Annotated in this window: 11 protein-coding genes; 2 read left to right on the top strand and 9 right to left on the bottom strand. The window is 70.2% G+C overall.

Annotated features, from left to right (window positions below; genetic code table 11):
- The first annotated feature begins 23 nt into the window (after positions 1 to 23).
- Positions 24 to 515: a MarR family winged helix-turn-helix transcriptional regulator gene (locus FBY23_RS05565; RefSeq protein WP_160158168.1), complete on the top strand. Its 492-nt coding sequence runs from the start codon at positions 24 to 26 to the stop codon at positions 513 to 515.
- Between the two features lie 62 nt (positions 516 to 577).
- Here the strand turns inward: FBY23_RS05565 and FBY23_RS05560 are convergent, their stop codons facing one another.
- The 9 genes from FBY23_RS05560 to FBY23_RS05520 all read right to left on the bottom strand — a co-directional run bounded on the left by FBY23_RS05560 (position 578) and on the right by FBY23_RS05520 (position 9,877).
- Positions 578 to 1,510 (bottom strand): ABC transporter permease, encoded by a 933-nt coding sequence (locus FBY23_RS05560; RefSeq protein WP_222117733.1) that lies wholly within the window; start codon positions 1,508 to 1,510, stop codon positions 578 to 580.
- A gap of 1 nt (position 1,511) precedes the next feature.
- On the bottom strand, positions 1,512 to 2,600 hold the full coding sequence (locus FBY23_RS05555) for an ABC transporter permease (RefSeq protein WP_141797242.1): 1,089 nt from the start codon (positions 2,598 to 2,600) through the stop codon (positions 1,512 to 1,514).
- Entirely contained in the window at positions 2,593 to 4,158 is a 1,566-nt protein-coding gene (locus FBY23_RS05550) for an ABC transporter ATP-binding protein (protein ID WP_141797241.1), read from the bottom strand. Before FBY23_RS05550 ends, FBY23_RS05555 begins: the two co-directional genes overlap by 8 nt.
- 2 nt (positions 4,159 to 4,160) lie before the next feature.
- On the bottom strand, positions 4,161 to 5,159 hold the full coding sequence (locus FBY23_RS05545) for a BMP family protein (RefSeq protein ID WP_141797240.1): 999 nt from the start codon (positions 5,157 to 5,159) through the stop codon (positions 4,161 to 4,163).
- A 265-nt stretch (positions 5,160 to 5,424) separates the two neighbouring features.
- Complete coding sequence (locus FBY23_RS05540) at positions 5,425 to 6,132, bottom strand: ABC transporter ATP-binding protein (protein ID WP_141797239.1); 708 nt, start codon at positions 6,130 to 6,132, stop codon at positions 5,425 to 5,427.
- Positions 6,129 to 6,950, bottom strand: coding sequence for an ABC transporter ATP-binding protein (locus FBY23_RS05535; RefSeq protein WP_141797238.1), 822 nt, complete (start codon positions 6,948 to 6,950; stop codon positions 6,129 to 6,131). Before FBY23_RS05535 ends, FBY23_RS05540 begins: the two co-directional genes overlap by 4 nt.
- On the bottom strand, positions 6,947 to 7,858 hold the full coding sequence (locus tag FBY23_RS05530) for a branched-chain amino acid ABC transporter permease (RefSeq protein ID WP_141797237.1): 912 nt from the start codon (positions 7,856 to 7,858) through the stop codon (positions 6,947 to 6,949). Before FBY23_RS05530 ends, FBY23_RS05535 begins: the two co-directional genes overlap by 4 nt.
- Positions 7,855 to 8,718: a branched-chain amino acid ABC transporter permease gene (locus FBY23_RS05525; protein WP_141797236.1), complete on the bottom strand. Its 864-nt coding sequence runs from the start codon at positions 8,716 to 8,718 to the stop codon at positions 7,855 to 7,857. The genes FBY23_RS05530 and FBY23_RS05525 overlap by 4 nt, the downstream gene beginning before the upstream one ends.
- A gap of 7 nt (positions 8,719 to 8,725) precedes the next feature.
- The gene (locus tag FBY23_RS05520) at positions 8,726 to 9,877 is read right to left on the bottom strand and encodes an ABC transporter substrate-binding protein (RefSeq protein ID WP_141797235.1); all 1,152 of its coding nucleotides are present in this window, start codon (positions 9,875 to 9,877) and stop codon (positions 8,726 to 8,728) included.
- Between the two features lie 172 nt (positions 9,878 to 10,049).
- Here FBY23_RS05520 and FBY23_RS05515 point away from each other — a divergent pair, with 172 nt between their 5' ends.
- Positions 10,050 to 11,549: a PucR family transcriptional regulator gene (locus tag FBY23_RS05515; protein ID WP_141797234.1), complete on the top strand. Its 1,500-nt coding sequence runs from the start codon at positions 10,050 to 10,052 to the stop codon at positions 11,547 to 11,549.
- Positions 11,550 to 11,555: the final 6 nt, after the last annotated feature.

Below are 11,555 nucleotides of genomic sequence, written 5' to 3'. Positions count from 1 at the left end.
TTCCATGATGGAAGGATATGCACATGTCCCCCACGGGTGAACAGCCCGCCGGCGTCCGCGTCCCGGTGTTGGTCCAGCAGCTCTCCTACGAGCTCACCCGGTTCTCGCACCTCTTCGCCCACCGCCACGGCCTGCACCCCACGGACGTCGACGCCCTCGCGCACCTCCACCAGGCCGCGATGCGCCACGACGCGATGACGCCCAGCTCGCTGGCGCGCTCGATCGACCTCAGCCAGCCGGCGACCACCGCGCTCCTGCGCCGCCTCGAGGCGAGCGGTCACGTCGAGCGCCGCCCCGACGACGCCGACGGGCGCCGGCAGCTGCTGTCCCTCACCGACAACGCCCGGGAGGTGGCCAGCACCTTCTTCGGCCCCCTGGCCGGCGCCCTGCGCGACTCGTTGGCCGACCTCGACGACGCCGAGATCGCGGTGGTGGAGCGCTGGCTGGCCGGCGCCAGCCACGCTGCCGGTCGCCTGGCCGACGAGCTCGCCGGGACCGAGCCGGCGGACCGCTGACACAGGACGAGGCCCCCGCCGGGACTCGTGGCGGGGGCCTCGTGCTCGGGTGACGCTGCCGGTCAGCCGACCAGGCGGCTCTCGCGGTCGTAGTTGCGTCCGAGGAAGGACGGCTGCCGCGCCCAGCGGAACGCGAAGACCATCACGAGCAGGGTGGCGACGTACGGCAGCATCAGCACGAACTGGTGCGGAATGCCGATGCCGGCGACCTGGGCCCGCAGGGCGAGTACCTCCATGCCGGCGAAGAACGCCGCGCCGGCCACCACGAGGTGCGGCCGCCAGCCTCCGAGGAACGCCAGCGCGATCACCAGCCAGCCGCGGCCGGCGACCATGCCCTCGGTGTAGAGCCCGGTGTAGACCATCGGCAGGTACGCGCCGGCCATGCCGACCAGGCCGGAGCCGACGACGGTGGACCAGGTCCGGGCCCAGGTGACGTTGATGCCGAGGCTGTCGGCGGCCTTCGGGTTCTCGCCGATCGAGCGGAACGCGAGACCGCTGCGGGTGCGGTACATGAACCAGTAGATCGCGGCCGAGATGAGGAAGGCCGCATAGACGACCAGGTCGTGGTCGAACAGCACCTCCCCCACGAACGGGATGTCCGAGAGCAGTGGGATCGGCTTGTCCTGCAGGGTCGGGATCAGCGGCGGCTCGAGGGTGACGCCGATGACCTCGCGGTAGAGGAGACCGGCGGCGCCCAGTGCGGCGAAGTAGAGCGCGAGGCCGACGACGAACTGGTCGAGGCGCAGCTGCGTGGTCATGTAGGCCAGCACCAGGCCGAAGACGCCGGCGATCGCGAACGCCGCCGCCATGCCGACGGTGTTGCTGCCGACCTTGAAGCTGACCAGGAAGCCGACCGCCGCGCCGAGGACCATCAGGCCCTCCTGCGAGACGTTGAAGACGCCCGCCCGACCGCTGAGGACGGTGCCCTGCGCCGCGAGCAGGAAGGGCACCATCGCCGGGATCATCAGCGTCAGGAACTCGGTGATCTCACCCATGTCAGTTCCTCCTGAGCTTCGCGCGGGCGATATCGGACAGGAGCAGGAAGAGCAGGATCAGCGCCTCGATGATGAGCACCATCTCGACGGGCACCTGCGCGGTGCGCTGCATCGAGCCCGCGCCGACCTCGAGCACCGCGATGCCGAAGGCGATGAACGGCAGCGCGAGCATGCTGCCGCGCGCCATCAGGCCGACGATGATGCCGAGGATCAGGAAGTTCGACTGCATCCCCTCCAGCATCTTGCCGTGCACGCCGGCCACCTCGATCGCGCCGGCCAGGCCGGCGACGGCGCCACCGACCACGAGGCCCGCACCCGCGAGCCGCGAGGTCCGGATGCCGTGCACCTGCGCGGCCCGCAGGTTGGCGCCGACCGCGCGCATCTCGAAGCCGGTCGACGTCCGCCGCATGAACACGGCGATCACGACGACGAGGACCACGGTCAGCAGGACACCCGCGTGCATGGGCGGCGCCTGGCCGATGCCGGGCAGCAGAGCGCCCTCGCCGACCGGGGTGGTGGCCGGGTGCCCGGCGCCGCGGTCGGGCCAGACGTGGCTGGCGACGTAGTCGATCAGCTGGAACGAGATGAAGTTCAGCACGACGGTGCTGAGGATCTCGTTGACCTGGAACTTCGTCATCAAGAAGGCGGCGATCCCAGCCCAGACCGCGCCGGAGAGCGCACCCGCGACCAGGACGCACGGCAGCAGCACGACCATCGGGAGGTCGGACCACAGGATGCCGAGGGCCACGCCGCCGGTCGCGCCGACCAGGAGCTGGCCCTCGGCGCCGATGTTGAACTTGCCGGTGGCCAGCGGGATCGCGAAGGCGTAGGCGCACAGCAGGACCGGCACCCACTTGTGCAGGGTCTCGATGGTGCCGAACCTGGTGTTGAAGCTGGTGGTGAGCACCGACTCGAACGCGGCGAACGGGTCTCGGCCGATGGCGGCGATGACCAGGCCGCCGACGACGAAGGCGAGGACCACGGAGACGACGTACGGCACCACCAGCCAGAGCGCCTCGGCGAGCCGGGACGGCCGCCTCGAGGCGCCGTCCGGCGGGGCGGACGGTGGGGCGGTGAGGGTGTCAGACACGGGCTTCTCCCAGTCCAGTCATGCTGCGGCCGACCTCGTAGGCGTCGACCGACCCGTGCTGCCACTCCCCCGCGCGCGACCCCTGGTAGAGCGCGATCACCCGGTCGGACAGGGCGATCACCTCGTCGAGGTCCTCCGAGATGAGGAGGACGGCGCAGCCGGCCGCGGTGGCCTTCCGCACCTGCTGGTACACGAATCGCGTCGAGCCGATGTCGAGGCCGCGGGTCGGGTTGTGCAGGATCAGCATCCGAGGCTGCCGGGCGAAGGCCCGGGCCAGGATGACCCGCTGGATGTTGCCGCCGGACAGGTCGCCGACCAGCGTGCCCGGGCCGTTGGCGCGCACCGAGAACTCGGCGATGGCATCCACGGCCCGCTGCTTCGCGGCACCCCAGTCGATCAGCCCGCGCTTGCGGACCTGGGCGCTGCGCTGCGAGCCGAGCACCAGGTTCTCCGTGATGCTCGCGGTCGGCAGGATGCCGTCGCGGTGCCGGTCCTCCGGCACGTAGGCGACGCCGTGGCCCAGCCATGCCGCGGTCGGCAGCCCGACCATGGCGCGGCCGGTGACCTCGACGCTGCCCGAGCGCACCGGGCGTACGCCGGCCAACGCCTCGGCGAGCTCGACCTGGCCGTTCCCGGCGACACCGGCGATGCCGACGATCTCGCCCTCACGCAGCTCCAGCTCGAAGCCGCGGACCAGCTCGTGGCCCTGGTCGTTGGCGACGACAAGGTCGCGAACGGCGACCGCGGTCGTCGTACCGACGGCGGACAGGTCCACCTCGACCTGGGTCGCATCGACCGCCCCGAGCGCCGCGTCGACCGCGGCGCCGGGGTCGGTCGTGCTGCCGACCATCTTCTCGGCGAGGTGCTCGGCGTCGGTGTCCGCGCGCTCGATCGTCTCGACCCGGCGGCCGTCGCGCATCACCGTCATCCGGTCGCAGACGCTGAGCGTCTCGCGGATCTTGTGGGTGATGAGCACGACGCTCATCCCGTCGTCGACCATCGCCCGCATCGAGCCGAACAGGTCGTCGACCTCCTGCGGGGTGAGGTTGGTCGTCGGCTCGTCGAGGATGAGCAGCTTCGCCCCGCGGTAGAGCGCCTTGAGGATCTCCACCCGCTGGCGTACGCCGACCGGCAGGTCCTCGACGACGGCATCGGGGTCGACGGTGAGCCCGAACCGTTCGCTGAGCTCGCGGATCCGCGCCTTCGCGTCGGACAGGTCGAGCCGCAACGGGCCGGGGACGTCGGTGCCGAGCACGATGTTCTCGGTGACGGTGTAGTTGTCGACCTGGAGGAACGTCTGGTGGACCATGCCGACCCCGGCGGCGATGGCGTCCTTCGGCGAGCCGATGCTGACCGGCCGGCCGTCGAGGAGCACCTCGCCGGCGTTGGGCCGGTAGAGCCCGTAGAGGACGTTCATCAGAGTGGTCTTGCCGGCGCCGTTGCCGCCGAGCAGGCCGTGGACCTCGTTGCGCCCGACCACCAGGTCGACGGCGTCGAGCGCCGTCACCGGGCCGAAGGTCTTGACGATCCCCCGCATCTCCAGACGCGGGTCCTCCATGGTCACTTCACCTCGGACTGGTCGAGCGCGACCTCGATCGAGCCGTCGGAGATGCCGGCGACGGCCTTCTCGACCTCGGCCTTCACCTCGGCGGGCACGTTGTCGCCCACGTCGACGCTGGCGCCCTGGCCGAACCCGATGACGTAGTGGCCCTTGGTGGTGCCCTTGTCGATGTCGGCGAGGATCTCGGTCAACGGGTGCACGAAGTCGTAGAGGACGGTGGCGGCGTAGTGCTCGGGACCGTTCTGCGACTTGTCGGTGTACTTGACGGTCACCCAGGCCGAGCCGGGGTCGGTGTCGTTGACGGCCTTGAACGCACCGACCACACCGAGGTTGAGCGAGGTGACGACGACGTCCGCGCCGCCGGAGATGAGCTGGCTGGTGAGCTGCTGCGCCTTGACCGTGTCGTTGAAGTCGCCGCTCCACACGGGGGTCAGCTCCACGTCCTTGCCGCTGTCGCCGATCGCCTGCTCGACGGCGTGGACCTCGGAGTAGGAGAACGGCAGGCTGAGACCGCCGAGGTAGCCGACCTTGCCGGACTTGGTGAGGTTCGTCGCGAGCACGCCGAGCGGGTAGAAGACGGTGTGGAAGTTGCGGTCGATGACCCAGACGTTCTCCGGCTGGCCCTCGGGCTCACCGTCGAACTCGCCGATGAAGCGGACGTCCGGGTTCTGCTTCGCGATCTTCGAGGTGGCCTCGTAGAACTGCGAGCCGTGCGTCCAGATCACGTTGAAGCCGTCGGCGACGTACTCCTGCAGGACGCGCTCGATGTCGGGCACCGCGACGCTCTCGGAGTACGACACCTCGGCGCCGTCCTTCTCGGCCGCCTTGAGCGCCTCGAGGCCGAGGGCGTTGTAGTCGGCGTCCGTGGTCGGGCCGGAGAAGATCGCGGCGATCCTCACCTTTCCGTCGCCGGAGCCGCCGCCGTCGCCGCCTCCACAGCCGGCCGCGACCAGCAGGACGGCCGTCAGGGCCGCCAGAAGTCGAATGAGTCCGCGCATGGTGCCACCTCTTCAGAGTCCCGGTGCCCGACCGTCCTGGGGCCCGCCCCGAGGCGGATGTGTCGGGCGCCACTTTCGGGAGATCTTGGTGGCGGGTGGTAAGGGACAGCACCGGCGAGAGTTGCCCTACGGGCGGCCGGCTCTTGGTAAAGACCTGACCGGGTCGACGGGGATCGCGACGCCCTAGGGTCGGGGAGGTTGGGGCCATACCGCCAGCACGGGCCGACCACGACTCGACCCGTGCCGGCGGCAGCTCGGCTGCGGATCAGCTCATCCGCAGGTAGGCGTCGGCGACCCGTGGGTCGTCTGCGAGGTCGGCGGCCGCACCCGAGAGGGTGATCCGGCCGGTCTCCATGACGTACGCCGTGGTGGCGTACTCCAAGGCCAGACGGGCGCTCTGCTCCGCCAACAGGATCGCCGTGCCGGCCCGGTTGAGCTGGGCGAACACCTCGAAGAGCTCCTCCACGACCATCGGAGCGAGACCGAGGGAGATCTCGTCGGCGACGAGCAGCTCGGGCTCGCTGATCAGCGCCCGAGCCAGTGCGAGCATCTGCTGCTCACCCCCGGAGAGCGTGCCGGCGAGCTGGTTTCGACGTTCGCGGAGCCGCTCGAACGTGGCGTACTGGAGGTCCAGCGAGTCGGCCTGCGCACGCCCCGAGGGGCGCCAGGCAGTCACCAGGTTCTCCTCGACGGTGAGCGCCGGGAACACCCGGCGCCCCTCCGGCACGTAGGCCACCCGGTGCCGGACCCGCGCGTGCACCGGCAGGGCGCCGAGGTCGACGTCGCGCAGCCGCAGACTGCCGCCGGTGAGCGGCAGCAACCCCATCACCGCCTGCATCAACGTCGACTTCCCGGCTCCGTTGGAGCCGAGCACGACCACGAACTCCCCCGTCTCCACTCCGAGACTGACGCCGTGCAGGACGGTGCTCCGCCCATATCCGGCACTCACGTCCTCGATGGTCAGCAGGCTCATCGTTCGCCCTCGGTTCCTGTCGAATGCTTGGTGACGCCCCCGGCCCGGGAACGCTTGGTTCCGAGGTAGGCGTCGATGACGGCCTGATTCCGCCGGATCGCATCCGGGTCGCCCACTGCCAGCAACCGGCCGCGGTTGAGAACGACGGCCCGGTCCGAGAGCGACAGGGCGAGCCCGACGTAGTGCTCGACCAGGAGCACGGCCACCCCCCTGTCTCGGATCTTCCCGAGAAGCTCGGCCAGCGGAGTGAGCCCGTCCGAGCCGACTCCGGCAGCCGGCTCGTCGAGGAGCACCAGCCGAGGATCGTCACCCAGCGCCCGGGCGATCTCCATCCGGCGCAGGTCGCCGGGGCTGATCTCCCCCGCCTGGCGGTGTGCGACCGTCGTGAGACCGGCGAGCTCGAGGAGCTCGTCGACCCGGTCCTGCAGCGCCCGGTCCCGGCCCCGCGGCCGCAGGCTGCTCAGCACGCCGCGCAGCCGGTGACCGCCAGCGCCGAGCAGCACGTTGTCCCGCACTGTCAGCGAGCCGACCGGCCGCGCGACCTGGAAGCTGCGACCCACCCCACGGGCGTGGACCAGGTCCGGGCGGAAGCGGCGCACCGGCTCCCCGTCGAAGAGCACGTCCCCCGACGTCGGCTTCTGCACCCCGGAGATCACGTTGAAGAGAGTCGACTTCCCGGCACCGTTGGGACCGATCACCGAGACGAACTCCCCCGGCCGGACCGAGAAGGACACGTCGTCCAGCGCCTGGAGCCCGCCGAAGCGAACGCCGATCCCCCGGACCTCGGCCAGCGGTACGGCTTGGCTGCCCGCAGTCATCGGGCCACCTCCTTCGTGGTCGACAACGCAGGACGGGCACGACCGAGGACCCGAGCCGCAGCCCTGGCCAGCCAGCTGGCGTCTCCGACGAGTCCCTGCGGCTGGAACCGCAGGACCAGGACGAGGAAGACGCCGTAGATGAGGTTGCGGTAGTCCGACGCGAACCTGAAGAGCTCAGGGATCAGCGTGAGGAGTACCGCGCCGACGATGGCTCCTCGGATCGTGCCCATCCCGCCGATGATGAGCATGGACAGCAGCAGCACCGACTGGCTGAAGCCGAACGTCTCGGGAGTGATGCTGCTGATGAAGAATGCGTACACGGCACCCACCACCCCCGCCAGCAGTGAGCTGAGAGCAAAGGCGGACGCCTTGAACAGGGCGACCGGTGCCCCGAGCGAGGCCGCCACGAGCTCGTCCTCGCGGATCGCCATCAACATCCCGCCGTACCAGCTGTCACGCACCACCTTCGCGACGACCACGACCAGGCCGAGCAGGGCCAGTGAGAGCACCAGGAAGTGGTCGTTGGTGAACGCGGTGCCGCCGATCATGGGCAGCGGCAGGCCGTAGATGCCGGTCGCACCACCGAAGAAGTCGACGCTCTTGAACAGCGCGACGACCACGAAGTTCAAGCCGACGGTCGTGATCGCGAAGAAGTCCTCGCGCAACCGCAGGCTGATCGCCCCCAGGACGGCGCCGGCCAGACCCGAGACCAACGCGGCCACGGGCAACACCGACCAGAAGGACATGCCGTGCTCGACGGAGAGGACGGCGGCGAAGTACGCGCCCAGCCCGAAGAACGCGCTCTGTGCGAGGTTCGGCTGGCCGGCGTACCCGGCGGTCAGGTTGAGGCTCACCACCACGCTCGCCATCAAGATCGCGGTCACGGCCACGACGATCGCGTAGGTCATGCCTTCACCACCCGGGAGGGGATCAGGCCCTGCGGCCGGATCAGGAGCATCGCGATGAGGGCGACGAACGCGATGGCGTCGCGCGGGAGCGCGAAGCCGAACGACGCGACTACCCAGGACTCGACCAGGCCGATCAGGAGTGCGGCGACGATCGTGCCGAGCGGGCTGCCGAGACCGCCGAGGATGATGATCGCCAGCATCTTGTAGGCAGGGATGTCACCCAGCGTGGGGTACACCGCGTCGTACTTCACCGAGAGCAGGGCACCCGCGAGGGCCGACAGGAGATAGCCGATCGCGAAGACGGCAGCGATCACCCGCGGGCTGTTGACGCCGACCGCCCCGGCCACCTTCCTGTCCTGCGCGACGGCCTGCCACAGCACGCCGCTGCGCGTCCGGGTCAGCACGTACCACGTCGCGCCGATGACTCCGAACGTCACTGCGAGGACCAGGAGGTCGATGCCCTCGAGGCGCACGCCGCCGAGCTCGGCGTCGGGCAGAGGGAGGTCGACGTGGGCGCTGCGCTGGGACGGCCCGAACACGAGGCGGAACAGCTCGGTCGCCACGATGTAGAGACCGATGCCCGTCACGAGGGTGACGATCGGTCCGCGATCCAGGATCGGCAGGTAGATCCAGCGTTGGATCACCCATCCGAGCGCGGCGCCGGCGGCGAGCCCGGCAAGGACGCCCAGGAGCGGGCTGCCGGCGCGCTCGGCGAGGACGAGGACGAGGTAGCCGCCGAGAGTGAGGGAAGCGGCGTTCGCGATGTCGAGCACGCGCAGCAACCCGTAGACCAGGCACGGCCCCAGCGCGACCAGGGCGTACAGGGACCCGATGACGAGTCCATCGACTGTGGTTTCCATCAGCAGCTCACGGAGTGATGACGGCCGTGTCGGTGACCTCGCCGACCGAGACCAGCGTGGCGCCGTCGAACTGAAGGATCTGGACGGGCTTGACCACCTGGCGTCCGTCGGTGAACTTCGCCAGCGTTCCGGTCGCTCCCTGGTGGTCAGACGTGCCGAGCAGGCCCTTCTGGATGTCGCCCGCACTGGTCCCCGTCGCGTCGGCGGCGTCGAGGATCAACTTCACGGCGTCGTACGACGAGGCGGCCACCATGTCCGCCGGGAAGTCGTTCTCCTTCGCGAAGTCCTCCAGGAAGGACCTGGTCGCGGGAGCCTCGGCGTCGCGGTTGAGGTTCGTGGTGATCTTGGCGCCGTCCGCGAGGTCACCGATCGACTCGAGGAAGCCCGCCGAGTCGATGCCCTCGGTACTCAGCACAGGGAGACCCACGCCTGACTTCCGCAGGGCGCGGAAGAACTGGGTGCCCTCGGCGACGTACTGGACGAGGTAGATGCCGTCCGCGCCCGCGTCGACGGCGCGACGGATGATCGTGTCGAAGTCCTTCTCGCCGAACTCGTTCTTGTCCACGGAGACGACGTCCAGCCCGCTCTCCTTCGCCTGGTCGCTGAAGCCGTCGACGAGCGCGTTGCCGAAGTCGTTGTCGATCGCGATGATCGCGGGCTTCCTCACTCCGTCCTCGGCGAACTGGACGGCTCCAGCGCGGCCCTGGACCTCGCCGTCGTAGTCCTGCTGGAAGATGAAGTCACCGGTCTCCGGGATGCCCGGGTTCACGGCGTACGCGGAGACGAGGGGAATCCTGTTGCGCTGGAAGATGGTCGCTCCGGCGAGGGTCTGGGGACTGTACGAGCCGCTGACGGCCGCGACGACCCGGTCCTGGGAAACGAGCTTGGTCGCGATCACGGCGCCCTGCTTGGGATCGCTCGCGTCGTCGTAGGTGACCAGCTCGACCTTCTTGCCATCGACGCCACCGTCCGCGTTCGCCTGGGCGACAGCCAGCCTCGCACCCGCCAGGGCGCTGCGTCCGTCCGCCGACCCGAACCCGGACTCGGGGGCGAAGAAGCCGATCTTGAGGGTGTCGCTGCTGGACTCACCTCCTGAGCAGGCGGTCGTCGCGGCCAGCAGGCCGACGAGCGTGCCGGCCATCAGAGAGCGGATTCGCATGCGTACTCCTTGTTGTTCGAGGTCGCTGACGACCAGGGGTGGAGGGGCGTCTCGGGCGACGCCCCGGACGATCGAGGCTCACGCCGCGACCGCCGTTCTCATTCAGTGGGGATCACCTGGGGCGACCCCACGCAGCGCAACTGCCTGGCGGACCGTCCGGCACAATGCGGCCATGCCCGTGGTGCTGCGCGACCTGCTCGACGAGCCGAGCCTCAAGGTCAGGGCGGTGGTGCTGCCCGAGGGCGCCGCCGAGCAGCCGATCAGCTGGGGCTCGACCACGGAGCTCCCTGACCCAGTGCCCTTCCTGCGCGGCCAGGAGCTGGTGATGACCACGGCGCTGCTCGACCGCACCATGGACGAGTGGCGTGACCTGGCCACCCGCCTGGCGGCAGTACCGGTCGCCGCCGTCTGCCTGGGGATCGGGTTGGTCCACGATCAGCCGCCTGCTGAGCTGCTCACAGCGGCGCGAGACGCCGGGCTGACCCTGCTGGTCTCGCCCGTGGAGGTGCCGTTCATCGCGATCAGCCACTGGCTCGCCGACCAGATCTACGCGGAGACCTACGCCGCCGTGCAGACCAACCTCCAGGTGCAGGACCGCCTGGTGCGGGAGCTGCTCTCGCGTCGAGGCGTCGATGGCATGCTGAGCGAGCTGCGTCGACAGCTCGGCCTGGACGCCGTCGTGCTGGCCGAGCCCGGCGGTCACGTCCTCCACCGCTCGCCCCGCAACTCGCGCTGGAAGCCCTCCTCCTCGGCCGCCGCCGGGACGCGGGGATCCGCATCCGCCGAAGTGGTCGTCGACGACATCCCCGTCGCGGTGCTGCACACGGAGCCGACTCCGGCCTACGAGGGCGTGCTGCCCTTCGCGGCCACCGTGCTGGGCCTCGAGCTCGCCAGGGAGCAGGCCTTTCTCACGGGTCGTCGCGAGCTGCTCGGCCAGGTCCTCGAGGACGTCCTGCACGGCCTGGTCTCCGACCACGCCGCCCGCAACCGGCTGCGCCGGCTGAACGTCCAGGCGGACGCTCTCCAGACGATGGTCGTGGCGGTGCTGGACGAGACTCCCGAACGTCTGCGTCGGGTGCCGTGGGAGCTGAGGTCGGTCCTCGCCCGCGAGGGCGATCCCCTCCCCACGGCCCTGCTGGATGATGCGGTCGCGGTCGTCGTGCCCGAGGGGGTCGACGCCGGTCAGGTCGCCGAGGGACTGCATGCCCAGCTGCGCGAGGCACGACACCGTCCGGCGGTGGGCCTGGGATCGGCCCGCCGTGGAGTGGCCGGTCTGCGCCTCGGCTACTACGAGGCCCGCCAAGCCGCTGTGCCCGACGGCGTCGGCAGGTCCGCTCCGCTGTCGCTCACCGGCCTGCTCCTCGGAAACCTCGACCTGCCGCTCGCCGAGCTCGGCCACGAGGTCCTCGGACCGCTCCTCGAGCGCGAGGACCCGGGCGACAACCACCTGCTCCTCACGCTGCGCAGCTTCCTCGACCACGACTGCGTGCCCAGCGCGACCGCCGCGGCGATGGTCATCCACCGCAACACGCTGCGCTACCGGCTGGAGCAGATCGAGCAACTCCTCGGCCGCGATCTCGACCGGCTGACCGATCGCATGGAGCTCGCCCTCGCACTCGCCGCCCTCGACGCCGCCGGGGACCGCGGCAGGACCGAGGGTCCGCCGGCCTGAGTGGGT

The sequence above is a fragment of the Nocardioides sp. SLBN-35 genome, assembly GCF_006715725.1.
Classification (GTDB): Bacteria; Actinomycetota; Actinomycetes; order Propionibacteriales; family Nocardioidaceae; genus Nocardioides.
Note: the sequence above shows the minus strand (reverse complement) of the source record. Positions and strands in the feature narration are given on the sequence as shown.